Consider the following 25,690-nt stretch of genomic DNA (forward strand, 5'->3'; position numbering starts at 1 on the left):
CCGCTCACCCGCGCAGGGTGGCGCCGCCGTCGACATACAGATCGCTCATGGCGATGTGGCCGGCCTGCTCGGAGAGCAGGAACATCACCGCCAGGGCGATGTCGGCCGGGGTAGCCAGTTTACGCAGCGGGATGCCGGCCTTGTAGGTCTGGGGAGTGCCGTCGATCACGCGCTGGGCGCCATCGGCGTCCTCCCACATGCCGGTCTGCATCGGGGTCAGCGTGGAGCCCGGGGCGACGATGTTGCAGCGGATGCCATGCGGGGCAAGTTCCAGCCCCAGGCAGCGGGTGAACATGCTGGCGGCCGCCTTGGACGCGGCATAGGCCGCCATGCCGTGGCGCGGCACACCGGCGGCGTTGGAGCTGACAGTCACGATGGCGCCGCGACGCCGCGGCGTCATCACCCGTGCCAACGCGCGCGACACATGGAATACCCCGTCGGTGTTGACCGCGAACACGCGCCGCCACTGCGCGTCATCGATCTGTTCCACCGTGCCGACCTGCAGCACGCCGGCAACGTTGATGCCGAAGCCGATCGGGCCGAGCGTGGTTTCGGCCCATGCGACCAATGCGTCCACGGCCGCCGCGTCGCTTACGTCCAGCGCCTTGGCGTGCAGATTGGCATGTACGGGGGCGTCCGGCGCAGTGAGGTCGGTGGCGATAACCACGCTGCCGCTGTCCAGCAGCAGCTGCACCAGCGCCGCGCCGATGCCGCCGGCCGCGCCGGTAACCAGGGCCAGGGTGCCGTCGAATCCGGTCAGTTTCATGCGGGACTATCCTGTTTTGATGCAACCACGGTGGGGGCGTCCCAGCGCTGCAGATGGCGCGACAGCCAGGGCGCGAGCTGCGCCACGGCGTCGCGGCCGGTCAGCTCTGCGTGCAGGAACGGCAGTTCATGCGCATCCACCTCCCCGGCATGCGGCTCCCAGAGCGCGGCGTGCAGATGCGGGCGTGCGACGTGGTCGCGGCCGGCGCGCACGTGCCGCAGCCGGCCGCCGTAGCGGCCATGGTGATGTGCGCGGATAAGGCTGTTGGTGCCGGTGACGGCGCGCACCACGCCGTCGAGTACGGCGTCTGGCAGGTTGCCCAGTGCGCTTTCGCCGCGGCGCAGGAACGCCAGGATGCGGGCGCGGCTGTCCAGTTCGGGATGTGCATCGGGATCGTGGCCGGCGATCGCCAGCAGGGCGCGCAGGGCGGCGATCGGGTCGGGGGCCGGCTCGGCACGCCAGCATTCGCTGGGGTAGGCATCGAGCAGGACCAGCTCACCCACCGTGCGCCCGAGCGCCTGCAGGCGTACCGCCATGGCCTGGGCGATGATCCCGCCGACCGACCAGCCCAGCAGGTGCACAGCGCCCTCCGGTTGCACGGACAGGACGCGCGCCACGTAGGTGGCGGCCAGCGCGTCGATGCTGTCGGGCAAGGGGTCTGCCGGGTCGAGCGCCGGTGACTGCAGGCCATGCACGCTGCGCGCAGGCTGCAGGGCACGGGCCAGGTCGCGGTAGTTCCACGCGATGCCGCCCGCCGGGTGCACCACGAACAACGGCGCCCTGCCCGGCTCGCCAGCGGCCAGGGTGATCATCGGTGCGAGGCCGTGGTCGATGTCGCCCGACGGCGCGTCCAGCAGCGCAGCCAGGCCCGCGACGGTCGGGTGCGAGAACACCGCACCGAGGCCGGGGTCGCGCCGCCAATGCTGCTGGATCGCCAGCAGCAGGTGCACCGCAGACAGTGAATCGCCGCCCAGGCTGAAGAAGTCCGCGTCGGCGCCGACCGGCGCATCCTGGCCCAGCACCTGCGCGAACAGCCCGGCCAGCACCTGTTCGTTTGCCGTCCGCGGCGCACGGCCGGTGGACGCCTGCGCTGCCGGGGCGGGCAGCGCGGTGCGGTCGAGCTTGCCATTGGCGGTGACCGGCCACTGTTCGATCTCGACCAGGGCACTCGGCAGCATATAGTCGGGCAGGCGCGCGGCGATCCCGGCACGCATCCGCTCGATGTGCAGCGCGGTGCCGGAGACGTAGGCCACCAGCCGGCGGTCGCCGGGCCGGTCCTCGCGCAGCATCACCTCGGCCCGCGTCACGCCCGGCTGCGCATGCAGCGCGGCCTCGATCTCGCCCAGTTCGATACGCAGGCCCCGCAACTTGACCTGCTGGTCGCTGCGGCCGAGGTACTCGAGTGCACCGTCGGCGCGCCATCGCGCGATATCGCCGCTGCGGTACAGCCGGCCGCCGGGCACGTGCGGATCGGCGATGAAGCGCTCGGCGGTGAGATCGTCGCGGCCGAGATAGCCGCGCGCCAGCTGCACCCCGCCCAGGTAGAGATCGCCGGGCACGCCGGCAGGCAAGGCGCGCATGCGCGCATCGAGCACGTACAGACGGGTGTTCCAGACCGGGTGCCCGATCGGCACCGGCTGCGAATGGTCTTCGCGGCCGGCCGGCCACCAGCTCACATCCACCGCAGCCTCGGTCGGGCCGTACAGGTTGTGCAGTTCCGCCGCAACGGTGGCGTGGAAACGATCGCGCAGCGCCGGCTCCAGTGCCTCGCCGCTGGTGAACACGCGGCGCAGTTGCAACCCGCGCACCGCGGGCACGGCCAGGAAGGCGTCCAGCATCGAGGGCACGAAATGCACGCTGGTGATGCGCGCGTCGCGGATCAACCCGGCCAATGCGACGGGATCGCGGTGCAGCCCGGGCGCGGCGATCACCAGCGTGGCGCCGCACAGCAGTGGCAGGAAGAACTCCCAGACCGACACGTCGAAGGTGGCCGGGGTCTTCTGCAGGATGCGCTCATCGGCGCCGATGCCGTAATGGCTGCGCATCCACAGCAAGCGGTTGACGATGGCGCGGTGCTCGACCAGCACGCCCTTGGGCTCGCCGGTGGAGCCGGAGGTGTAGATGACGTAGGCCGCGTCGTGCAGCGCGGTGGCGTCGATCAGTGCCTTGTCGCTGGCCGTCGCCCAGTGCGCTGGCGCCAGCACCGGCACGCTGCCGAAACGCTGCGCGTCGTCGCCGGCGGCCAGCACGCAGACCGGCTGCGCGGACGCCAGGATCCGTGCCAGGCGATCATCCGGGTGGGCCAAGTCGAGCGGCAGGTAGGCGCCCCCCGCACGCAGCACGGCGACCAACGCGACCAGCAATTCCAGCGAGCGCGGCAGCGCTACCGCCACCGTGGATTCCCGCCCTACCCCCTGCGCCTGCAGCTGCAGGGCCAGGGCACGGCTGCGCTGCTCAAGCGCGGCATAGCTGAGCCGGGCATCGCCGAACACCAGCGCGGTCGCGTCCGGGCTGGCATGCATCGCCGCCACCAGCAGCGCGCTCAAGGTCACCTCCGGCACCGGGTGCGTGGTGGCATTGAGCTCGACCAGATGGCGATGCGCCTCGGCAGGCGTCGCCAGGGCGATGTCCTCCATCCGCCCGCCCTGGTCGTGCACGTCCAGGGCGGAGGCGATGAAGTGCAGCAGGCGCTCGGCATGCGCGGCCACCGTCTCGGCCGTGTACAACGCCGGGTTGGCCTCGATTTCCAGGTCCAGCAGCGCGTGGCCATCGCCGCGGAAGCCGAATGTGATGTCCTCGACCGGGCCGGTGCCCAACACTTCCAGCCGCGCCTGCACGCCGGCCAGCGGCAACGGCCGGTAGAACGGCTGCAGGTTGATCAACGGCCCAAACAGGCGGCGCTGGCCGCCGATGAGGCCGAGGTCGCGGCGCAGCTGCTCGCCGCGGTAGCGGCCGTGCCGACGGCCGCGCAGCAGGTCGCGCGCGATCGTGCGCACGACGCTGGCCACGCTGTCGTCGGCCGCGCCCACCCGCAGCGGAAGCACGTTCATCACCATGGCCGGAACACGCGCCGACGCACTGCCCAACCGGCCCATGAACGGCACGCCGACGACCACCTCGTCCAGCGCGCTGAAGCGGCGGCAGTACGTGGCCGCGAATGCGGCCAGGAGGTCTGGCCAGGGCTGCCCGATCTGCTGGGCGGCGCCATGCAGCCGCGCCCGCAGTGCAAAGGGCACGTCGCGGACCTGCCGCAGCGCGTCGGCCGCGGCGGCGGCGGCGGCGCCCGCCAGCCCCTCGGCGGCCGGTGCCCCCGCCATGTACTGCTGCCAGTACGCGGCATCCGTCGCCCGCCGCTCGCCGTGCCGATAGTCGGTGTCCTCGGCCAGCACCGGCGCCAGCGCTGCGAGCGCGGGGCTGTCGTGCCCTTCCCCGGCATACAGCGTGCTGACCCGCTCACTGAACACTGCCATGCCGTAGCCATCGGTGGCCAGGTGATGCACGCGCAGGTACCACGCGTAGCGTTGCCCGCCCAGCACGAACAGGCATTGCCGGGCGACCCGGTCGCGGGCCGGGTTCACCGGCAGCAACCGATCCCGGTCCATCGCCGTACGTGCCGCAGCCGTCGGATCGGGCTGTGCGGTCAGGTCCACCACCTGCAGCGCGGGCGCCTGCGCGGGATCGTGCCATTGCCGTGGCTGGCCCGCGTCATCGGTCGCGAACCGCAGCGCAAGCGCCTGCGCCTCTGCCGCCGCGGTGTCGCAGGCGGCGATGAACCGCGGCAGCGATAGCGCGCCGTCGATCCACAGCACGTGCGCGGTGTTGAACGCGGCAGGTTCGCTCGCCAACTGCTGGGCGTACCACAGCCCGGCCTGCGCCTCGGTCAACGCAACGGGGGTGATGTCGCTCATGCGCGCTCGGTGCTGGCCTGCAGCCGCTGCACCACGCGCCACCACCCGGCCAAGGTGGCGTGCTCGGCCAGGTGGCTGAACTCCAACGCGATGCCGGTGTTGCTCCAGGCCAGCACCAGCCCCAGCACGCGCATCGAGTCCAGGCCAAGGTCGATCAGGTTGTCATCGTCGCCAATCGCCTCGGGGGCTTCGCCAAGCATGCCGGCCACGTCGGCGCGCATGCGCTCGATGTCCAGTGCCGCACTGCGGGTGTCGGGGGTCATGCCAGTGCCTCCAGCAGCTGCGCGGTGGTGAGCGGGACGCCGCAGGTGCGGGCGATCAGGTGCAGGGCCAGGTCATGGTCGGCGCGCGAGAAGTCGGCCACCGCATCGGCGGCGATGAAGGCCTCGATGTCGCGTTGGAACGCCTCGCTCACCGTGGCCGTGCAGCCGATATGCGCGTAGACACCGGTCACCAGCAACTGATCGCGGCCGCGGGCGCGCATCAGGGTCTCCAGATTGCTGCGCTGGAAGGCGCTGTAGCGGTGCTTGACCAGCACGTGGTCGCCAGCCGCCGGGGCCAGCGCCGCCACGATGGGTTCATGATCCGGCGTGGCGTGCATGCCGGGCCCCCACAGGTCGGCCTGCAGGCCACGGTCGCGGCGGTCCTGGTTGCCGCGCTGGGCGGTGTAGAACACCGGAATGCCGCGTGCACGGCAGTGCGCCAGCAGCCGCGCGATGTTGGCCAGGACCGGTGCCAGCGGTGCGCTGTCGGCGTCGAAAGCGGCCAGGAAATACTGCTGCATGTCGTGCACCAGCAGGGCCAGGCGCTCGCTGCGCGGTTGCCAGGGGCCGCGCGCGACCGGCAGTTCGCTGGCCAACGGCAGCGGATAGGGGGAAATCTTCGGCAGCGCCATCAGCGCGGTTCTCCTGTCTGTTCGAGGTAACGCGCGCGCAGCTGCGCACGCAGTTCGCGGCGGCTGACCTTGCCCACCGCCGTGGTACCGAAGGCATCGACGAACACCACCTGGTCGGGCACCTTGAAGGCGGCCAGGCCGCGTCCGCGCACCCAAGCCTTGAGGCTGGCCGCGCTCGGCGGCGTGCCACGCGCGATCACGAAGGCGCAGCTGCGCTCGCCGAGGTAGGGATCGGGCATGGACACCACCGCCGCGTCAAAGACATCGGCATGCGCCAGCAGGTGGTCTTCGATTTCCTCGGCGGAGATCTTTTCGCCGGCGCGGTTGATGTGGTCGCCTGCCCGTCCCTGCACCACCAGGTAGCCGCCGGGCAGCTGCTGCACCATGTCGCCGGTGCGGTAGTAGCCATCTTCGGTGAAGGCGCGTGCATTGGCGGCTGGATCATTGTGGTACGCGCGGATGGTGTAAGGGCCGCGCGTCAGCAGGTGGCCGATGCCGCCCGCGGCGACCGGGTGGCCGTGGTCGTCAACCACCAGCACTTCGTCATCCGGCGAAATCGGCCTGCCCTGCGTGGTCAGCACCACCTCCAGCGGATCATGCAGGCGGGTGTAGTTGACCAGTCCTTCGGCCATGCCGAATACCTGCTGCAACGTACACCCCAGCGCATCGACCACGCGCCGGGCGGCCTCCGGGACCAGTTTGGCGCCGCCCACCTGCAGCACCTTCAGGCTGGACAGGTCGTGCGTACCCGTGGCGGCGGCCTGGGCCCAGAGCAATGCCAGTGGCGGCACCAGGCCGACGCAGGTCACGCCCTCGCGCGCGATCAACGGGAAGGCCGCATCCGGCCCCGGGCCGGGGCTCAGCACCACCCGTGCACCGGCGTACAGCGCACCGAAGAAACCGGGCGAGCTCATCGGGAAATTGTGCGCGGCCGGCAGTGCGACCAGGTACACGCTGCTGCGATCGATGCCGCAGATCTCGTTGCTGGCGCGGAACGAATAAATGTAGTCGTCGTGGGTGCGTGGGATCAGCTTGGACAGGCCGGTGCTGCCGCCGGACAACTGCAGGAACGCGACGGACTGCGGGTCTGGATCGGCCGGCAGACCGGTGTCGTCCCCGGCCAGCGCGGCGACGGCGGTGAACTCGGCGGCATCGCCGACGATCAGCACGTGCTGCAGCGCCGGCTCGGCGGCCTGCAGTTCGCGGGCGAGCGTGCGGTAGTCGAAGCCATCCTGCACGGCCGCAGCGATGTAGGCCCGGGCCTGGGCCTTGCGCAGCACATGGCCGACCTCGGTGATGCGGTGCGCCGGCAGGGCGAACACCGGCACCAGCCCCGCCCGGAACAGGCCGCAGACCACGCTCACGAATTCGGGGACGTTTCCCAGCTGGACCACCACCCGGTCGCCCGGCACCAGCCCGCGCGCGAGCAGCCCCGCGCCGATCCGGCCGGCCTCCTGCCACAGGGCGGCGTAGCTCAGGCGTACCGACCCACCCACCACCGCGATGTCATCGGGGTAGCGCGTGGCGCGGTCGCGCAGGAAGCCGGGGAACGTCTCCCCGGTCCAATACCCTGCGGCGCGGTAGCGCGCCACCGATCCGGGCGGCCAGGTCTGGCGCAGCGGCACCAGCGCGGATGTGGGGGCAGCAGTCATCAGCAACTCCGGTTATTCATGAGGCGGGCACCTGGTCCACGCCGAGCGCGTTCAACAGGGCCCCGAACTTGGCGGCGGTTTCGGCAACTTCCAGCGCCGGCTGCGAGTCGGCAACGATGCCGGCGCCGGCGTACACGCGCGCGTGGTCGCCCTGCAGGCGTGCGCAGCGGATCGCCACGTACCAGTCGCCATCGCCCTCGGCATCGATCCAGCCGACGGCGCCGGCGTAGAAGCCGCGCGGCACCGGCTCCAGTGCCCGGATGGTATCCAGCGCCAACTGGCGCGGCGTGCCGCATACCGCCGGCGTGGGGTGCAGCGCCGCGACCAGGCTGGCGACCGATGTCGTCGCGTCGGCCAGCGTGGCGGTGATGCGCGTGCCCAGGTGCCACATGGTGGCGGTGGCGTGCAGTGATGGACGCGGCTCGGCCTCGATCCGCGCGCACCAGGGCGACAGCGCCGCAACGATGGCCTCCACCACGTGGCGGTGCTCGTCATGGTCCTTGGCCGAGGCCAGCAAGGCCTGCGCGGTACGTGCATCGTCGTCGGGATCGCGGCTGCGGCGCGCCGAGCCGGCCAGCGGATGCGACAGCACCTCGCGGCCGCGGCGCGAGACCAGCAGTTCCGGCGTCGCCCCCACCAGCCACGCCGGTGCCGCATCGGCCGCGACCGGCAGCGGCACCAGGTAGGTGGCCACGCTGGCGTCATGCCCAAGGCGCGTGGCCAGCTCGCGCGGCGCGACCGGCGGGTCGCAGCGCAGGTGCAGGCTGCGTGCCAGCACCACCTTGTGCAGTGCCGGTCGGGCCTGCCGCAGGGCGGTCAATGCATGCGCCACGCTGTCGGCATAGCGCGCGGCGCTGGGCTCGGCGGCGATGCTGCCGGCAAAACGCGGTGCGGGTGGCGCGGTGCTGGTGGCGTTGCCGGACAGCCATTGCGGCTGGTGCAGCGCATCGTGTTCAACCGGATCGAACGGCAGCGCACCGACCAGCAGCGGCAGGCCTGCGCGTGGCGTGGCAAAAAAGGCGGCCACGCGGTCGGCCAGCGTGGCGAGGCTGCCGCGCGGTAGCGGCGCGCGACAGCCGTGCGCATCCAGCGAGCGCAGCGGCGCGCGCAGCAGGAACGGGGTGGCATCGCTGGCCTGCGCGACGCACACGCCGGCATCGACGTGGGACGCACCCGGGTGCAGCACCTCGTTCATGCCGCTGCCCCCGCCCGGTGGCGCAGCGCCGCGATCGACAGCAGCACCAGCAATGCGCCCACCAGCAGATACGGCGCACTCGGCCGCCACTGGTACAGCAGCGTGCCGAGCATCGGCCCGATCACCATGCCCAGGCCCTGGACCGACGCCACGGTACCGGCGGCGGCACCCTGCTCATGGGCCTGGACCGAATCGGCGGCCAATGCCTGGAACGAGGGAAACACGAAGCCCATCCCGAACGCGGCCACGGCGTACGCGGCCAGCAGCGCCCAACGGCTCTCCACCAGCGCCACCGAGGCGAAGCCCACGCCGCTGATCAACGCGCCGATGGCGATCCAGCGACGCGCCGGCACGCCGGTCAGCTTCATCACCAGTCCCTGCGCCAGGATGAGGCCCACGCCCACCGCGGTGAGGGCGAGCCCGGCCGCACGCGCGCCATCGGCCGGAGACAGGTGCAGGCGGTCGATGGCGAAGAAGCCCACGGTCACCTGGGCGATGGTGACCGAGACCATGGCCGCGAATACCGCCAGGATCGGCAGGCGCAGGCGTGGATCGGCCCAGTGCAGGGGGGTGCGTGGGGCGGTGTTGGCGGGGGTGCGCGGTGCGTCGGCGGGCAGGCGCCAGGCGATCACCGCCAACGACAGCAGCGGCAGGACGGCGGCGACGTACAGGGTGAGCGACAGCTGGTGGAACGCGATCCAGCCTGCGGCCGCCGGCCCCACCACCATGCCCAGCGCATTGGCGCTGCCGAGCTTGGCCATGGCGGCAGCGCGCTGCCCGGGCGCGGCGCCGTCGGCCACCAGCGCCGCCGCGGTCGGGGGCACCGCGGCATAGAACAGGCCGACCAGCGCACGCGTGCCCACCAGCACGGCGACGGACAGCCACAGCGCGGGCGGGCGCGCCAACGCGGTGTCGACGAACACGGCCAGGGCCACGTAGATCACCACATAGGCGGCCAGTGCGATCAGCAGCACGCGCTTGCGCCCGACCCGGTCGCTCAGCACGCCCCAGCGGCGTGCCGACAGCATCCACAGCACGCCCGCGGCGGTCACCGACAACCCGGCGTGCCACTCGGCCAGGCCGAGCAAGCGCACTACCGGGCCGATCACCGCGACGAAGGCCATCATCGCCATCGTCCCGGTCAAGGCCGCAAAGACCAGGGCAGGCAACCCTGGCACCACCGAACGCTCACCCATGCACCACCACCACGCCAATCAAGGAAAGGTCGCGCGGCGCGGCAGCGCGGCGCGTCGGACTGATCGGCTTCGACGATCTGCATCGACGTGGCTATCCGCACAAATGATAACAGGTCGTATTCGCGATTTGGCCGAGGTGCGCCCGCGCGTTCATCCACGCCGCAGCCTTGCCACGGCATTGATGTCGATCAACCCGCACACACAGCGACGCGACTAAGCTGGCCTTACCCCACCACGGCCTCTGCAATGGCGTCACTCCCACCCGGCACTGCCCTCCCCCGCATCGTCGCCGATGCAGCGCACGGCCTGGCCGTGCAGATCATCAGCCTGACCGGCGAAATCTGGAGCGGCGACGTGCGTGAGATCAGCCTGCCCGGCAGCGAAGGACGCTTCGGGGTGCTGGCCCGGCACGCGCCGCTGCTGGCCACGCTGCGCGAGGGCATGGTCTCGGTGTTCCCGGTCGGTGCCGAGCCGCCCCTGCATGTCTATGTGTCCGGCGGCCATGTGGAGGTGCAACCTGGCCGGGTGATCGTGCTGGCCGACCTCGGCCTGCGCAGTGAGGACCTCGACGACGCGCGGGCCCGCGCCGCGCGCGAGGCGGCCAGCGCGCCGATGGCCGCCGAGCTGACCGACCCGGACAACGCCAAGGTGCATGCCGAACTCGCCTGGCTGCGCGGTCAGCACCTGCGCGCCTTGCCCTGGAAGTAACACCGCCGCCCTGCCCGCAAGGACTCCCGCGATGCTCAAGCGACTGCAGGACCTGTTCCGCTATTTCAATGGCGCCGTGCCGTTCCGGCTGGTGCCTGCCCTGATCGCAACGGCGGTGCTGGTCACCCTGTTGCTGCTGCCCTGCCCCGACGGGCTCACGCCGAAGGCATGGGGACTGGTGGCGATCTTCCTGACCACCATCGTGGCGATCATCCTCAAGGTGATGCCGATCGGGGTGATGGCGCTGATGGCGATCGTGATCGTCTCGCTGTCCCAGGTCACGTCCAACTCCTCCAAAGGAGCCATCACCGACGCCCTCGGCAGTTTCGCCAGCCCGCTGATCTGGCTGATCGTGGTGGCCATCCTGATTTCGCGCGGGCTGAAGAAGACCGGGTTGGGCAGTCGGATCGGGCTGATGTTCATCGCCCTGCTCGGCAAGCGCACGCTCGGGGTGGGCTATGGGCTGGCGATATGCGAGCTGGTGCTGGCCCCGTTCACCCCCAGCAACACCGCGCGCGGCGGCGGCATCGTGCACCCGGTGATGCGCTCGATCGCCAATGCGTTCGATTCGGACCCGGCCAAGGGCACCGAAGGCAAGGTCGGCACCTACCTGGCGCTGGTCAATTACCACGCCAACCCGATCACCTCGGCGATGTTCGTCACGGCAACCGCGCCCAACCCGCTGGTGGTGGATTACGTGGCCAGGGCCACCGGCCAGCAGCTGCACCTCAGCTGGACCACCTGGGCGCTGTGCATGCTGGTGCCCGGCCTGGTCTGCCTGCTGCTGATGCCGCTGGTGATCTACCTGCTGTCGCCGCCGCAACTGAAAGCCACGCCCGATGCGGTCGACTTCGCGCGTGGCGAACTGGCACGGATGGGGCCGCTGGCGCCCAGGGAGAAGGTGATGATGGGCACCTTCGGCCTGCTGCTGGTGCTGTGGGCGAACGTGCCGGCCATGCTGTTCGGGCCCGCCTGGACACTGGACCCGACCGTCGTCGCCTTCCTCGGGCTGTTCGTGCTGATCATCACCGGTACCCTCGACTGGGACGACGTGCTGTCGGAGAAGAGCGCCTGGGACACGCTGGTCTGGTTCGGTGCCTTGGTGATGATGGCCGAGCAGCTCAACAAGCTCGGCGTCATCGGCTGGTTCTCCGAGGGCATGAAGCACGCCATCGTCGCCAGCGGCATGGGCTGGCAGGCCATCGCCGCGGTGCTGGTGCTGGCCTTCGTGTTTTCGCACTATCTATTCGCCAGCACCACCGCGCACATCAGCGCGATGCTGCTGGCCTTCCTCGGCGTCGGTGCGTTGCTGATTCCGGCCGACTATGTGGTGCCCTTCATGCTGATGATGACCGCCGGCTCGGCGATCATGATGACGCTCACCCACTACGCCACCGGGACGTCGCCGATCATCTTCGGCAGCGGGTACGTCAGCCTGGGCACCTGGTGGCGGGTCGGATTTCTCATGTGCGTGTTCGAACTGCTGGTGTTCGCCGTCATCGGCGGCGCGTGGTGGAAAGTGCTCGGCTATTGGTGATCCTGCGCCCTCGCGCCGCTGCGGCGTTTGGTCACGCCCGGCACTGCCTCAACCCAACATATGATGTTGACGATGAGGCAGACCCACACTATGTTGTGTTTATCGGCTCCCCGCTTCCGCCAGGCCCGGTTCCCCGTCACGCCCTTGCATGCCCCCTCGGCTGCACGGCATGACCACCCGAACAGCGCCTGGAAGCGAGCCCCCTCCCCGGTCAACACCGCGGACGATCCCCCTGCCTCCATGACGCCCGCCCGGCCGTCGCGATGTCCGCATCGCGACGCGACATCTGCGCACCGCATGGACTCCCGATGATCAACGAAGACACCACCGTTACCGATACACCCCCGCAGTTGGAGGCGATTGCCAGCGGCAGCCAGCCGGGCCTGTGGATCAGCAAGGAAGGCGGCAACCGGCGCATGCCCTTCGAACAGGCGCGCCTGCTGCGTTCCATCCAGGCCGTGCATGCCGAGTTCCCGCACCTGGACCTGGCCGACTACCAGCGCAGCGTGCTGGCACTGGTGCACCGTCGTGAACAGCTCAACGCCGATGAACTGGTCGACCTGCTGATCCGCGAGGCCGAATCGCGCATCGACCTGGTCGCGCCGGACTGGGAACACTTCGCCGCACGCCTCTACCTGCGCCGCCTGTACAAGCGCGCCAGCAAGAACCGCTTCTACGATGCCAGCCTCAAGTACGGCTCCTACGTGGGCCTGCAGGAAAGCCTCGCCGATCGCAACGTGTATTCGATCGATATCCTCAAGGCGTACTCCAAGGACGAGCTGGAGGAAGCCGGGGCGATGATCGAGCCCGAGCGCGACCTGCTGTTCGCCTACAACGGGCTGTACCTGCTGGCCACGCGCTACCTGGCCACCGACCACTCGCGGGGGGTGTACGAGCTGCCGCAGGAGCGCTGGCTCACCATTGCGCTGTACCTGATGCAGAACGAGCATCTCAGCGGCGACCGCACCCGCGCCCGGCGCATGCGCCTGGTCCGCGAGGCCTACTGGGCGCTGTCGCACCTGTACATGACCGTGGCCACGCCGACCCTGGCCAACGCGGGCAAGGTGGGCGGGCAGCTGTCGTCGTGCTTCATCGACACGGTGGACGACAGCCTGCAGGGCATCTACGACTCCAATACCGACGTGGCGCGCGTGTCCAAGCATGGCGGCGGCGTGGGCGCCTACCTGGGCTACGTGCGCTCGGCGGGCGCGCCGATCCGTGGCGTGGCCAACTCGTCCGGCGGCGTGGTGCCGTGGATCAAGCAACTCAACAACACGGCCGTCAGCGTGGACCAGCTTGGCCAGCGCAAGGGTGCCATCGCGGTCTACCTGGATGTCTGGCACCGCGACATCGAGGCCTTCCTCGACCTGCGCCTGAACAATGGCGACCAGCGCCTGCGCGCGCACGATGTGTTCACCTCGGTGTGCCTGCCGGACCTGTTCATGGAGGCGGTGGAGCGGCGCGGCGACTGGTATCTGTTCGATCCGTACGAAGTGAAGCGGATCAAGGGCTGGTACCTGCAGGACTTCCACGATGAGCAGCGCGGCCAGGGCAGTTTCCGCGAACGCTATGCCGAGGTCGTCGCCGACGAACGCATCGGCCGCCGCACGATCAAGGCCATCGACCTGTTCAAGCGGATCATGGTCAGCCAGCTGGAAACCGGCAATCCCTTCATGTTCTACCGGGACGAAGTGAACCGGATGAACCCCAACAAGCACGCCGGCAAGGTGTATTCCAGCAACCTGTGCACCGAGATCCTGCAGAACATGAGCCCGACCCGGCTGATGCAGGAGATGATCAGCGGTGACCAGATCGTCACCACCCGCCAGGCCGGTGATTTCGTGGTGTGCAACCTGTCCTCGATCAACCTCGGCCGTGCGGTCACCGCCGCGCCGGACCTGCTGTCCAGCGATGTGCTGGAGCGGCTGGTCCCGATCCAGGTGCGCATGCTCGACAACGTCATCGACCTCAACCAGCTGCCGGTGCCGCAGGCCACCATCACCAACCGCAAGTACCGCGCCATCGGGCTGGGCACGTTCGGCTGGCACCACCTGCTGGCGCAGCAGCAGATCCACTGGAATGACGTACAGGCCGAGGCCTACGCCGATACCTTGTACGAGCGGATCAACTACCTGGCGATCCATGCCAGCATGCGCCTGGCCGAGGAGAAGGGCCGCTACAGCACCTTCCTCGGCAGCGACTGGCAGACCGGCGAGTACTTCCGCGCGCGCGGTTACGACAGCCCGGCCTGGCAGGAGCTGGCCGCGCAGGTCAGCGTGCATGGCCTGCGCAACGGCTGGCTGCTGGCGGTGGCGCCGAACATGAGCACCGCGCAGATCGCCGGCTCCAGCGCCTCGATCGACCCGGTGTACGGCGCGTTCTACTACGAGGAAAAGAAGGACTTCCGCCGCCCGGTCGCCGCGCCCGGCCTGTCGCTGGAGACCTACCCGTATTACGAAAAGGGCGCCTACCGGCTGGACCAGTTCGCCAGCATCCGCCAGAACGCCCGCCGCCAGCGCCACGTTGACCAGGCAATCAGCTTCAACCTGTACGTGCCCAGCACCATCCGCGCCAGCACCCTGCTCGCCCTGCACATGAGCGCCTGGCGCGAGGGCCTGAAAACGACCTACTACGTGCGCTCCAACGACATCGACATCACCGAATGCGAGTGGTGTGGGAGCTGACGACCGCCGGTCGTCAACGAGTAGTGCCGGCCGTTGGTCGGCCACCAGGCAAACGCACGTAACCGATAACCAGGATACCCCCCATGGCAACACCCCTCGAGCGCATCAAGATTCTCGAACCGCGCCACCCCAACCGCTCCACCGGCATCATCAATGGCCGCACCAGCGGCATCCTCAACTGGAACGACATCCCCTACCCGTCCTTCTACCGGGCGTACAAGGAGCTGTCGACCAACTTCTGGATTCCCGACGAAGTGGACATGAAGGGCGACGCACGCGGCTACGGCGAGCTCAACGCGCGCGAGAAGAACGCCTACGATTCCATCATCGGCCTGCTGGCCACGCTGGATTCGCCGCAGACCCGTTTCATCTACAACGTGGCCGAGTACATCACCGACCCGGCCGCGCACGCCAACGCGGCGATCATCGGCCAGCAGGAAGTGATCCATAACGAGAGCTACAGCTACGTGCTGGCCTCCATTGCCGGGCTGGCCGACCAGAACCGCGTGTTCGAGATCGCGCGCACCCACCCCACGATCCAGGCGCGCAACCAGCCGATCATGCAGTCCTACGACGACTTCATGCGCGAGAAAACCGCCGAGACCCTGATCCGCTCGCTGATCCAGTCCTCGATCCTGGAGGGCATCAATTTCTATTCGGGCTTCGCGTTCTTCTACAACCTGGTCCGCCAGAACCGGATGACCGGCACCGGCAAGATCATCAGCTTCATCAACCGCGACGAGCTGGCCCACACCAAGTTCATCAGCGAGCTGATCCGCGCCATCATTGGCGAGAACCCGCAGCTGCAGGGTGACGCGCTCACGGCCTACGTGCACGACGCGTTCGAGCACGCCATCGCGCTGGAAACGCGCTGGACCGGCGAGGTGCTGGACGGCATCGACGGCATCGACGTGGACGAGATGATCCGCTACGTGAAGTACCGCGCCAACAAGATGGCCGGCATGCTCGGCATCGAGAAGCTCTACAGCGACACCAACGTCAACGTGATGCCGTGGATCAAGGCCTACGCCGACAATTTCACCGAGACCAAGACCGACTTCTTCGAGATGCGCAACGCCAGCTACAAGAAGACCAATGCGGACAATGGCTTCGACGATCTGTGAGCCGCCCATGCGCATCCTGCTGGCCTATGCATCGTTGAGCGGCAACACGCGCGAGGTCGCGCGGCAGGTCGCGGCACGTTGCCAGGCAACCGGCCACTCGTTGCAGCTGCTGGACGTGGACGGCGATGCCGCCGCCGCGCTGGCGCAGCCACGCGATGCGCTGTTGCTGGGCTGCTGGACCGACAACGCCGGCCGTACCCCGGCGGAGATGAAGGCCTTCGTGGCCACGCTGCGCGATTCCGCTGGGCTGCCGCCCGGCCCTGGCGTGGCCGTGTTCGGCACCGGCGAAACCCAGTGGGGCCCGGAGTACTACTGCGGCGCCGCGCACCGCCTGGCACGGTTCTTCGGCTCACCGCACCCGGTACTCCAGATCGAGCAGATGCCACACGGCCAGGCCGATACCCATGCCATCCACCAATGGACCGACACCGTGTTGGCCCGCATCGAGACCGCTATCCATGCAGATCCTGCACGCCGCCACGCCTGACGCCTATCGCGCCGCCCTGCGCGACCATCCCGCCGTGCTGGTGGATTTCCACAAGGACAACTGCCCCGGCTGTCGCATGCTGGACATGTCGCTGGCCAGCGTCGCCGACTCGCCACGGGCCGCGGGCATCGTGCTGCTCAAGGTGCACCTGGAAACCATCGGCGACGTGTTCTTCCGCAGCCTGGGCCTGCGCCAAACGCCCACCTTGCTGCTGATCCGTGACGGGCAGGAAGTGGCGCGGATGGCCGGGTATCAGTCACCGAAACAGATCGGTGAGGCGCTGGCCTCGCTGATGCCGGCCTGAAATGCCCCGCCAGGTGAAGGCCAGGTCGGCCCGGGCGGTGAGCCATTTCGTGCCGCCGAGCAACGCTCGGCGCTACCGGTGTGGTTGCGTGGTTACGCCGTTTGACGGCCCAGCAACCCGCGCCGTTTGAACCACCACTCCAGCGGCAGCGTCACCAGCGGCGGCACCGCGGCCAGCAATGCGAGGCCCGCCGCCCACCACGGCCAACGCAGGCGCACCGCCGCCAGCAGGGTCACCACCACGTACCCCATGAAGGCGACGCCATGCAACGGCCCGAACACGCGCACGCCCACCGGGGTGGGATCGGCGGCGTGGTATTTGAAGTACATGCCGATCAGCAACCCGGCCCAGGTCAGTGCTTCGATGAAAGCGACGGTGGCGAATACGCGACCCATCGGGCGCATCGGAAGAGTGGCGTTCAAATCAGGCTCGGCTCGGCACGGGACAGAACGCCCATGATAGCCGCGAATCGAGAATGCGACCCGTTTACAGACCTCCGCCGTCGCCACGGGCGTGCACGGCGACCGCGCACGCCCGCATGCCTCAGACGAACATGCCGCCCGAGGCTTCCACGCGCTGCGCATTGATCCACGCGGTGCGCGGCGACAACAGCGCGGCAGCGACCGGACCGATGTCATCCGGCTGGCCGGCGCGGCCGAGCGCGGTGATCGAGGCGACCATGCCATTGACGTGCTCGTCGTCGCGCACCCGGCCGCCGCCAAAATCGGTGGCGATGGCGCCCGGCGCGAGCGTGTTGGCGCTGATCCCCCGTGCGCCAAGTTCCTTGGCCAGGTAACGGGTGAACACCTCGATGCCGCCCTTCATCATCGCGTAGGCCGAACTGCCGGGCAGCGAGAACCGCGCCAGGCCGCTGGACACGTTGAGGATGCGTCCACCGTCCGCGATCAGCGGCAGCAGTGCCTGGGTCAGGAAGAACGGCCCCTTCAGGTGCACTGCCACCGCGTGGTCGAACTGTTCCGGGGTGGTGTCGGCGATGCTTGCGTACAGGCCTTCGCCGGCGTTGTTGAGCAGGCCCTGCAGGTGCGTGGCACACCAGCCACCCAGGACCTGCTTCACCTGCCCGGCGAAGGCGGCGAAGCGGCCGCTGTCGGCCACGTCCAACGGCAACGCGGCGGCGCGACGGCCCAATGCCTCGATCTGCGCGACCACCTCCAGGGCGGCGTCGGCCTGGCTGCGGTAGGTCAGCACGATGTCGGCGCCATCGGCGGCCAGGGCCAGGGCGGCATTGCGGCCCAGGCCACGGCTGCCGCCGGTGACGAGGACGATACGGGAGGAACTGCTCATGTCCATTCTCCAACGTTGAGGTGTGGGTACAGCCTATTGATCTTGCGGCGCCGCATAAATCACGCGATCCTGATTTGACTGTTCAACATCAGATAACAATCCATGGACCGCCTCGATCAGTTGCGCAGCTTCCTGCGCGTCGCCGAACTCGGCTCGTTCACCGGGGCGGCCGACAGCCTCGGCCTGCCCAAGGCCAGTGTGTCGCTGGCGGTGCAGCGGCTGGAGGCCGAGGTGGGCGTGCAGCTCCTTCACCGCACCACCCGTCGCGTCCAGCTCAGTGCCGACGGTGCGCAGTTCCAGCAGCGCGCTCGCGACCTGCTCGACGACATGGAAGAGCTGCAGGGCATGTTCCGCCGCCAGACCAGCCAGCTCAAAGGGCGGCTGCGGGTGGATATGTCCAGCGGCCTGGCCCGGCAGCTGGTGATCCCGCACCTGCCCGGTTTCCTGGCCCAGCACCCCGGCCTGGAAATCGAGCTGAGCGGCACCGACCGCCGCGTCGACCTGGTGCGCGAGGGCTTCGACTGCGTGCTGCGGGTGGGCAGCCTGGACGACAACACGCTCGTCGCCCGCCCGCTGGGGCTGATGCAGATCGTCAACTGTGCCAGCCCGGCGTACCTGGCCGCGCATGGCACCCCGCACGAACTGGCGGACCTGGCCGATCACGCCCTGATCCACTACGTCGGCACGCTCGGCCAACGTTCCCCGGGGTTCGAGTATCCCGACGGCGCCGGCTACCGCAGTCTGCCGATGCGCGGGCCGATCACCGTCAACAGTGGCGAAGGCTACAACGCTGCCGCGTTGGCCGGGCTCGGCATCATCCAGGTGCCCCGGCTCGGGGTGCGCCAGGCGCTGGCCGCCGGCACGCTGGTGGAAGTGCTGCCGCAGCTGGCCGCCGAGCCGATGCCGGTGACCCTGCTGTATGCGCAGCGCCGCCACCTGCCGCAACGCGTCACGGCGTTCATGGACTGGGTAGCCGGGGTGATCCAGCCGGAACTGTCGCGGGAGGACTAGCGCAACCGCGGGGGGGGTAAACATTCTTGCACGATTGAATGCGCGGTTATGCGCATTAGCGCGCACGTTTCGGTATAGTGTGCCGCTCAAGACGGCGAGAAGATGCACGTTTTCGCCGGGTTGACCGACATTCCCTGCACCTCCCATGTCCTCCGAGTCGTTCATGACCTCCGAAGCCCTGCCCGGCGAACGCCAACAGACCATCCTGCGCCTGCTGCGCGAACACGGCCGTGTGTTCTCCGCGCCGCTGGCGGTGCAGATGGGGGTGTCGGAAGACTCGATCCGCCGCGACCTGCGCGATCTGGCCAGCCAGGGCCTGTGTCGCAAGGTGTACGGCGGCGCCCTGCCCGCCGCGCCGGCGTTCCCGCCACTGGTCGACCGCCACGCCCAGCAACGCGAACAGAAGCAGGCCCTGGCCCGCGCCGCTGCCGCGCATGTCCGCCCGGGCGAGCTTGTGCTGCTCGACGCCGGTTCCACCAACAGCGCCATCGCCGCCTGCCTGCCCGACCAGCAGGGCATCCGGGTGATCACCAACGCGCCGGATATCGCCGTGCTGTTGATGGCGCGCAGCGGTATCGAGGTCAGCCTGATCGGCGGCCGGCTGGACCCGCGCATCGGCGCGGCCGTCGGTGCGCAAGCGCTCGAGGCGATCGCCGCGTTGCGGGTGGACGTGTGTTTCATCGGTACCTGCGCAGTGGACGCGGAAGCCGGGATGTGGGCCGTGGATGGCGAGGAGGCTGCGCTCAAGCGCGCGATGCTCGCCGCGAGCAGCCGCTGCGTGGTGGTGGCCAGCAACGAAAAGCTCGGCGCGCAGGCCGCGCATCGCATCGGCGGCGTCGAGCAGATCGACATCCTGGTGCTCGAAGCCGACGCACCGTCCGCCCAGGCCGAGGCGTTCGCGCGTCGCGGCGTCGATCTCCACCACGCCCGCGCAGAGTGAGCCCGCCCCCGATGTCCACGCTTACCCGTTCCGCCCTTGCCGGCACGCGCACCGAACAGCACGCCACCCGCGCCGCGTTCTTCCTGCCCGGTTTCGCCACCGCCGCGTGGGCGCCCCTGGTGCCCTTCGCCAAATCCCGCACCGGCCTGGATGAAGGCTCGCTCGGCCTGGTGCTGCTTTGCCTTGGCGCCGGCTCGCTGCTGTCGATGCCGCTGGCCGGCATGTTGGCCGCCCGCCATGGGTGCCGCGCGGTGATGATCGCAACCCTGATCATGGTGATTGCCACCCTGCCGCTGCTGGCCATTGCGCCCTCGCCGTGGACGCTGGGCCTGGCCCTGTTCGTGTTCGGCGCGGGCGTAGGGGCCTGCGACTGCACCATGAACATCCAGGCGGTGATGGTCGAGCGCGACAGCGGGCGCCCGATGATGTCCGGTTTCCATGCCTTCTACAGCATCGGCGGCGCCGTCGGCGCGGCGGCGATGACCGCGCTGCTCGCCCTGCATCTGCCGCCGTGGCTGGTGTGCCTGCTGGGGTCGGCGGTGATGGCCGCGCTGCTGGCGGCCTCGCTGCCGTTCTGGCGCAATGACAAGGCAGCGTCCGGCGCACCGGTATTCGCCGTGCCGCAGGGCGTGGTGCTGGGCATCGGCGTGCTGTGCTTCGTCGCCTTCCTCGCCGAAGGCGCGATGCTCGACTGGAGCGCGGTGTTCCTGCATGAAGTGCAGCACGTCGACCCCTCGCGTGCCGGGCTGGGCTTCATGACGTTCGCGATCGCGATGACGGTCACGCGACTGGTCGGCGACGGCGTGGTGGCTCGGTTGGGGCGACACCGCGCGATCCTGCTTGGCAGCCTGGTCGCCGCAGGCGGTTTCGCCCTGGTCACCTTCGCCCCGGCACTGCCGCTGGCGCTGCTCGGCTACGCGCTGATCGGCCTGGGCTGCGCCAACATCGTGCCGGCGCTGTTCTCGATGGCAGGCAACCAGAAGGCCATGCCCGAAAGCCTGGCCATCCCGGCCATCACCACGCTCGGTTACGCCGGCGTACTGGCCGGGCCGGCGCTGATCGGCTTCGTCGCCCAGGGCAGCAGCCTGGTGTTCGCGTTCTGCCTGGTCGCCGCTGCGCTCTTGCTGATCGGGCTGTCGGCGCGCTGGCTGAAGGCCTGAGCCCCACTCTGACCCATGCAGCGGCGCCCAGCCTCACCTGCGCGCCGCTGCGTCGGCCGTGCGCATCCGTTCCCCGCAGCGTGCGCGGCGGGGTCGCACGTGGCGTAGCCGCGCTGGCTGTACCGGCAGGGCACCCTCGCGTGTCGAGTTGCCGGCGCGACGCGGCCCACGCGGTCGCGCAGCGCAGCACGGCGCTGGCGGCAGCTGGCGTTACCATCGGGTGACTGCTTACCGGATGCGCACCATGACGGCCCTGGCCTTCGATCCCCGCCCCCGCCGCGCGGCCTTCCGTGCGCTGCATGACACGGGCTGCTTCGTGCTGCCCAATCCGTGGGATGCGGGCAGCGCACGTTACCTCCACAGCCTGGGCTTCCAGGCATTGGCCTCGACCAGTTCCGGCTATGCGTGGAGCCAGGCCCAGGCCGATGGCACGCTGACGCTGGAGGAAACACTGGCCAATCTGCATTCCCTCGCCGCTGCCACGCCGCTGCCGTTGAACGCCGATTTCGGCGATGGCTTCGGCGCTGTCGAGGAGGTGGGCCGCAATGTCACCCGCGCGATCGCCACCGGCGTGGCCGGCATCTCCATCGAAGACGCCAGCGTGGATCCTGCGAGCCCGTTGCGCACGCTGGACGATGCCGTGGCACGGGTGCGTGCCGCGCGCCGCGCGATCGACGCGTCCGGTGAGGACGTGCTGCTGATCGGCCGCGCCGAGAACTTCTTCGTCGGTCGTCCCGACCTGGACGATGCGATCACCCGCCTGCGCGCCTATGCCGAGGCGGGCGCGGACTGCCTGTACGCACCGGGCATCAGCACCGGCGAGCAGATCGAGGCCGTCGTGGCTGCGGTGGCGCCGCGGCCGGTCAACCTGCTGGTCGGCAGCGCGTTGCCGTTCACCCTGCAGGATATCGCGGGGATGGGGGTACGCCGGGTCAGCGTCGGCGGTGCGATGGCGCGCACCGCCTGGGGCGGAATGATGCGCGCCGCGCAGTTGCTGAAGGACGAAGGCCGCTTCGACGGCTTCGCCGATGCGGCCTCCGGGGCCGTGCTGAATCAACTGTTCCGCTGACCCGGCTCAGTGGCTGGACAGCACCCCCACCGCGCCGGTGACCAAGGCGATCCCTGCCCAGCCGATCGGGCGCAGGCGGTTGCCGAACAGCACGCGCCCGCAGAGGGCGGTGCCGATCACGCCCATGGCACCCCACATGGCATAGGCCGTAGCCAGATCCAGTGTCTTGACGGCCTGGCCGAGCAGCGCGAAGGCGATCCAGACCAAAACGATCGCGGCGAAGCCCCAGGCCGGCTTACGGAAACCATCGGACGTGGCGACCATCATATTGGCGGCGATATCGATCAGCGCCGAGCACAGCACGAACAGGAAAGCGGTGAGGTTCATGGCGCGTGCTCCTCGCCGAGGGTGACGCAGACGATGCCGACCGCCGCCATCACCAGCCCGATCATCTGCTGCACGGACAGGCTGTCCTTGAACACAACGATGCCGACCAGCGTGAGAAGCGTCAGGCCCAGGCCTTCCCAGACGGCGTAGGCCACGCCCACCGCGATACCGCGCACCGACAGCGCCAGGAAGTAATACGAAATGGCCAGGGCTACGGCCATGACGGCATAGCCGAAGTAACCGCCATGACGCGCGGCATCGGCCATGAACGAGGTACCGACCACTTCGGCGACGATCGCCACGATCAGGCAGGCCCAGGCGATCAGACCGCCACGGGCACGGGGTTGGGAATGCACCTGTGTGTGCATGGAAAGCTCCTTGATTGCGGCCGGTACGCGCCGACGGAACGCCGGGCACCGGGCATCGGCCGGGAGGGCGGATGCGGATGTGTCGCTGCTTGCCGGTGACGTGGGTGGCGACACCGACACGAGGACCGGTAAGGACCGACCGATGATCGGCACGCGGCCCTGCGATGGCACCCGAGCGACGCGGCCAGTATCATCGTATTTTCCATCAGGGCAAAGATGGTACCCATCGACAAAGGCGATACATCCATGCGCTATGGCCCGGAATCCCTGCACGCCTTCGTCGAGGCCGCGGCACTCGGCTCGTTCTCCGCCGCCGCGCGCCGGCTGAAAAAGACCCAGTCCACCGTCAGCACCGCAATCGCCACGCTGGAGGCCGACCTGGGCCTCACCTTGTTCGACCGCAGTGGCCGTTATCCGGTGCTGACCGAGGACGGTCGCAAAGTGCTTGGCCATGCGCAGGAAGTCCTCGCCGCCGCCGACCGCCTGGAGCAGCTCAGCATCCGTCTCGCCGATGAGGTGGAGCCGCGCCTGAGCCTGGTGTTCTCGGATATCTACCAGCTCAACCCGGACCAGCACCTGCTGCGCCGGTTCGAACAGCGGTTTCCGGATATCGACCTGGAATGGCTGGATGCCGAAGGCAGCGACGTGCTGGAGGTGGTGCAGCGTGGCCGCGCCCATCTCGGGCTGATCCCGCATCAGCCGGCGTACCCCTCCGAACTGGCGGTGCGCGCCCTGCCCCTGCGTGCGGAGATGGCGGTGTTCGTTGCCGCCGATCACGCGCTGGCCGCGCTGCCCGCACCGGAGGAATCGCACCTGGCCCGTCATCGCCAGATCTGCCTGAGTGGCGATGCGCTGCGCGACGGCCACGCGCGCGGGCGCACGTGGTCGGCCTCGGACTACCTGATGGTGCTGGAGATGGCCGAGGACGGCTTTGGCTGGGCCGAACTGCCACGTGCCCTGGTCGCGCGCTATGGCCGGGGCATGCTGGTGGAGCTGCCCCTGCCCGGCTGGCCACGGTTGGTCGGTGCCGATGCGGTGTGGTCGCGCGATACGTCGCTCGGCCCGGCGGCGTTGTGGCTGCTGGATGAGTTCCTGCAGTTCCCCCATTAGTGGCTGCCGCGGGCAGTGCTTGAAGGCGGCATCCCGAACGACTGGTGCAACGTCGCCGAATGCCGGCTGAAATCTCCTCGCTGCGCGCGGCGGGAGCGGTTGCATTGTAAGAAATTTCCCGACGCGTCCAGCGAATCTACCGATTGCCAGGTCGGACCAAGTCATGCTTACATCGATTCTCTCCATGGATAGGATAGCCCAATGAACACACATGCCACGCCGTCAGTCGACGACACCGATTCCGTGCACGGCGGAGTCAGACAGGCCCTTCTCTCGTCACTAAGGGATCAGGAGACAGTCGTCATCTCTCTGAGCGGCCCATGGGGCTCTGGAAAGACGTCTGCCGTGGAAAGAACGATCAAGGAGATGAGCGAGTCAGGCACGCACAGCTTTGCATGCGCCTCGTTGTTCGGGCTGAAGTCCCTGTCAGAACTTAAGCTGGTCCTCCTCGACGACAGCATGTCGCGTACGGGGGGTCTGAGGGGACTGCTCCACGAGAAGACCCGCGGGGTGCGAAAGGAATTGGAGTCACTGCTAAGCAAAGCACATACGCTCGGTCCCATGGCCAATGAGCTTGTGCTGCTTCGCTCCGGCGCGGCCTTGGCGGAGCACATCATCGTGCTGGATGACATCGAGCGAAAACACGACCAGCTCGGTATCGATGAAATCTCAGGATTCATAGACGAGCTTCGCATGCTGCACAAATGTCGATTCGTGCTGGTCATGAACGATGCCAAACTTATAGATGAAGAGAAATGGCAACATATCCGCGAGAAGATCGTCGACAGGGAAATCAATTTACGGCCGCGGCCTGAGCAATCGCTGGACGTCGTATTTCCGGTACCCGACAGGCTGCGAGCCGCGTTGGCGCCCCTGATTGTCTACTGCGGAATCACCAATATCCGTGCAATCAAAAAGATCGCGGCCGAAGCCAGGCTGGCGCCCGCAGATGTGCCCGCCGACAGTGCAACCATGCGCGACTTCCTGGCACCATTGGTGCTATTCATGAGTATTCATTTCCGCGCGCAAACCGCATTCCCGGCATTGGAACGGCTGGAATTCGACGACGCGCACCACCTCATCAGCACGCCTGAGCTCGAGCAGGCGGCCAAGGCACTTGGATTTTCGATCGATGGGCCATTCACGAACCTGGTCGCGCGATTGATGTTCGACGGACATCTACCCGTTGAACGTATGCGGACCCTGTTGCAGCAGGAGTACTCTCGCGAAGATCAACATAAGCTCACACAGGAAATCAGACAACTGCGGGATCGCTTTGACTGGTATCCTGAGTGGCCGACCGAAGAGGCAGTCACCGCCGCGCGGAGTTGCGCGACCCGCGCGGCGCAGTACGTCAATCACGCCCTGTTCGACGAGTCTCTCGGGCTGCTGGGCGAGGTTGATGCATCGGGGGCGCTTGTGGCCTCGGCCATCAGCGACTATGAAAGACGTCTTCCTGGAAACGCAGAATCGGCCCGTATCTCAGGGTGGGATGCGGACCGCCTCAACACCAAGCTTGCGAAACTCCTGCGCGAGCGCGAGCTCGTTGACGATCTGGCCGAGGCAGGCGAACCTCTTGAAGAGTACGACGTAGACTTGCGCTACATGCAAGAGATCGCAATCGGCGGCTATTCCTTTGGGCCGTCGCACATGACGACAGAGTGGTTTCTGAGCCAGTTGCAGAAACTGGATTCGACGCAACTTCGAAAGACGGTGACCAAGCTGCTTCATCATGGCGCGTCCCGATCTCTGCCGGTAGGGCACGAGGAGCATGCTCGCGCATTCAGCGATGCGTGCAAATCGATGTCGCAGAACGCATCGAATGCACGCCACGCTCGCATGCTCAAGCTCGCCTTGGAGGGCGAGCGGCCCAGATATGAAGGCTGGGGTCAGGACGACCCGTGATCCTCTGAGGGTAGTGCTTATCAACTATTGAGGCGGTGC

Annotated in this window: 23 protein-coding genes; 12 read left to right on the plus strand and 11 right to left on the minus strand. The window is 68.5% G+C overall.

Features of this window, described 5'->3' with window-relative positions; genetic code table 11:
* Positions 1–4: 4 nt before the first annotated feature.
* From M2421_RS01395 to M2421_RS01425, 7 genes are read right to left on the minus strand one after another with little or no spacing between them, the layout of a single operon-like run.
* Entirely contained in the window at positions 5–766 is a 762-nt protein-coding gene (locus M2421_RS01395; RefSeq protein ID WP_259202770.1) for a 2,3-dihydro-2,3-dihydroxybenzoate dehydrogenase, read from the minus strand.
* Entirely contained in the window at positions 763–4,674 is a 3,912-nt protein-coding gene (locus M2421_RS01400; RefSeq protein ID WP_259202771.1) for an amino acid adenylation domain-containing protein, read from the minus strand. Before M2421_RS01400 ends, M2421_RS01395 begins: the two co-directional genes overlap by 4 nt.
* Positions 4,671–4,937: a phosphopantetheine-binding protein gene (locus tag M2421_RS01405; protein ID WP_259202772.1), complete on the minus strand. Its 267-nt coding sequence runs from the start codon at positions 4,935–4,937 to the stop codon at positions 4,671–4,673. The genes M2421_RS01400 and M2421_RS01405 overlap by 4 nt, the downstream gene beginning before the upstream one ends.
* On the minus strand, positions 4,934–5,569 hold the full coding sequence (locus M2421_RS01410) for an isochorismatase family protein (RefSeq protein WP_259202773.1): 636 nt from the start codon (positions 5,567–5,569) through the stop codon (positions 4,934–4,936). The genes M2421_RS01405 and M2421_RS01410 overlap by 4 nt, the downstream gene beginning before the upstream one ends.
* Positions 5,569–7,221, minus strand: coding sequence for an AMP-binding protein (locus M2421_RS01415; protein WP_259202774.1), 1,653 nt, complete (start codon positions 7,219–7,221; stop codon positions 5,569–5,571). The genes M2421_RS01410 and M2421_RS01415 overlap by 1 nt, the downstream gene beginning before the upstream one ends.
* Positions 7,222–7,237: 16 nt before the next feature.
* The gene (locus M2421_RS01420) at positions 7,238–8,416 is read right to left on the minus strand and encodes an isochorismate synthase (RefSeq protein WP_259202775.1); all 1,179 of its coding nucleotides are present in this window, start codon (positions 8,414–8,416) and stop codon (positions 7,238–7,240) included.
* The gene (locus tag M2421_RS01425; protein ID WP_259202776.1) at positions 8,413–9,612 is read right to left on the minus strand and encodes an MFS transporter; all 1,200 of its coding nucleotides are present in this window, start codon (positions 9,610–9,612) and stop codon (positions 8,413–8,415) included. The genes M2421_RS01420 and M2421_RS01425 overlap by 4 nt, the downstream gene beginning before the upstream one ends.
* A gap of 246 nt (positions 9,613–9,858) precedes the next feature.
* On the opposite strand from M2421_RS01425, the gene atpC reads away from it, so the two are divergent.
* From atpC to M2421_RS01455, 6 genes are all read left to right on the plus strand, one after another.
* Positions 9,859–10,320 carry an ATP synthase F1 subunit epsilon gene (atpC, locus tag M2421_RS01430; protein WP_259202777.1) on the plus strand — a complete coding sequence of 154 codons (462 nt, stop codon included), beginning with the start codon at positions 9,859–9,861 and terminating at the stop codon, positions 10,318–10,320.
* A gap of 31 nt (positions 10,321–10,351) precedes the next feature.
* A complete protein-coding gene (locus tag M2421_RS01435) occupies positions 10,352–11,857 on the plus strand; it encodes an anion permease (RefSeq protein WP_259202778.1) in 1,506 nt (501 codons plus the stop codon).
* A 308-nt stretch (positions 11,858–12,165) separates the two neighbouring features.
* A complete protein-coding gene (locus M2421_RS01440; RefSeq protein ID WP_259202780.1) occupies positions 12,166–14,541 on the plus strand; it encodes a ribonucleoside-diphosphate reductase subunit alpha in 2,376 nt (791 codons plus the stop codon).
* A gap of 83 nt (positions 14,542–14,624) precedes the next feature.
* The gene (locus M2421_RS01445) at positions 14,625–15,665 is read left to right on the plus strand and encodes a ribonucleotide-diphosphate reductase subunit beta (RefSeq protein WP_259202781.1); all 1,041 of its coding nucleotides are present in this window, start codon (positions 14,625–14,627) and stop codon (positions 15,663–15,665) included.
* A gap of 7 nt (positions 15,666–15,672) precedes the next feature.
* Positions 15,673–16,152 carry a flavodoxin gene (locus M2421_RS01450; RefSeq protein ID WP_259202782.1) on the plus strand — a complete coding sequence of 160 codons (480 nt, stop codon included), beginning with the start codon at positions 15,673–15,675 and terminating at the stop codon, positions 16,150–16,152.
* Complete coding sequence (locus tag M2421_RS01455) at positions 16,124–16,456, plus strand: thioredoxin family protein (protein ID WP_259202783.1); 333 nt, start codon at positions 16,124–16,126, stop codon at positions 16,454–16,456. Before M2421_RS01450 ends, M2421_RS01455 begins: the two co-directional genes overlap by 29 nt.
* A 92-nt stretch (positions 16,457–16,548) precedes the next feature.
* Here M2421_RS01455 and M2421_RS01460 read toward each other — a convergent pair whose 3' ends face one another.
* On the minus strand, positions 16,549–16,860 hold the full coding sequence (locus M2421_RS01460; protein WP_259202784.1) for a DUF3817 domain-containing protein: 312 nt from the start codon (positions 16,858–16,860) through the stop codon (positions 16,549–16,551).
* A 139-nt stretch (positions 16,861–16,999) separates the two neighbouring features.
* Complete coding sequence (locus M2421_RS01465) at positions 17,000–17,767, minus strand: SDR family oxidoreductase (protein WP_259202785.1); 768 nt, start codon at positions 17,765–17,767, stop codon at positions 17,000–17,002.
* Positions 17,768–17,863: 96 nt separating this feature from the next.
* Between M2421_RS01465 and M2421_RS01470 the strand changes: the two genes are divergently transcribed.
* The 4 genes from M2421_RS01470 (at position 17,864) to M2421_RS01485 (ending at position 21,941) form a co-directional block, all read left to right on the plus strand.
* Positions 17,864–18,772, plus strand: a complete 909-nt coding sequence (locus tag M2421_RS01470; RefSeq protein WP_259202786.1) for a LysR family transcriptional regulator — start codon at positions 17,864–17,866, stop codon at positions 18,770–18,772.
* 145 nt (positions 18,773–18,917) lie between these two features.
* The gene (locus M2421_RS01475; RefSeq protein ID WP_259202787.1) at positions 18,918–19,712 is read left to right on the plus strand and encodes a DeoR/GlpR family DNA-binding transcription regulator; all 795 of its coding nucleotides are present in this window, start codon (positions 18,918–18,920) and stop codon (positions 19,710–19,712) included.
* 11 nt (positions 19,713–19,723) lie between these two features.
* Positions 19,724–20,872, plus strand: a complete 1,149-nt coding sequence (locus M2421_RS01480) for an MFS transporter (RefSeq protein ID WP_259202789.1) — start codon at positions 19,724–19,726, stop codon at positions 20,870–20,872.
* Between the two features lie 244 nt (positions 20,873–21,116).
* Positions 21,117–21,941 carry an isocitrate lyase/phosphoenolpyruvate mutase family protein gene (locus M2421_RS01485; protein ID WP_259202791.1) on the plus strand — a complete coding sequence of 275 codons (825 nt, stop codon included), beginning with the start codon at positions 21,117–21,119 and terminating at the stop codon, positions 21,939–21,941.
* A 6-nt stretch (positions 21,942–21,947) separates the two neighbouring features.
* On the opposite strand, the gene M2421_RS01490 is transcribed toward M2421_RS01485, so the two are convergent.
* Both M2421_RS01490 and M2421_RS01495 read right to left on the minus strand, forming a co-directional pair.
* Complete coding sequence (locus M2421_RS01490; protein WP_259202792.1) at positions 21,948–22,268, minus strand: multidrug efflux SMR transporter; 321 nt, start codon at positions 22,266–22,268, stop codon at positions 21,948–21,950.
* Entirely contained in the window at positions 22,265–22,636 is a 372-nt protein-coding gene (locus M2421_RS01495) for a multidrug efflux SMR transporter (RefSeq protein WP_259202793.1), read from the minus strand. The genes M2421_RS01490 and M2421_RS01495 overlap by 4 nt, the downstream gene beginning before the upstream one ends.
* A 246-nt stretch (positions 22,637–22,882) precedes the next feature.
* Between M2421_RS01495 and M2421_RS01500 the strand changes: the two genes are divergently transcribed.
* Both M2421_RS01500 and M2421_RS01505 read left to right on the plus strand, forming a co-directional pair.
* Positions 22,883–23,746 (plus strand): LysR family transcriptional regulator, encoded by an 864-nt coding sequence (locus M2421_RS01500; RefSeq protein WP_259202794.1) that lies wholly within the window; start codon positions 22,883–22,885, stop codon positions 23,744–23,746.
* A 201-nt stretch (positions 23,747–23,947) separates the two neighbouring features.
* On the plus strand, positions 23,948–25,651 hold the full coding sequence (locus tag M2421_RS01505) for a KAP family NTPase (RefSeq protein ID WP_259202796.1): 1,704 nt from the start codon (positions 23,948–23,950) through the stop codon (positions 25,649–25,651).
* Positions 25,652–25,690 lie beyond the last annotated feature (39 nt).

This window comes from Stenotrophomonas sp. BIGb0135 (assembly GCF_024810105.1).
Classification (GTDB): Bacteria; Pseudomonadota; Gammaproteobacteria; order Xanthomonadales; family Xanthomonadaceae; genus Stenotrophomonas; species Stenotrophomonas maltophilia_AB.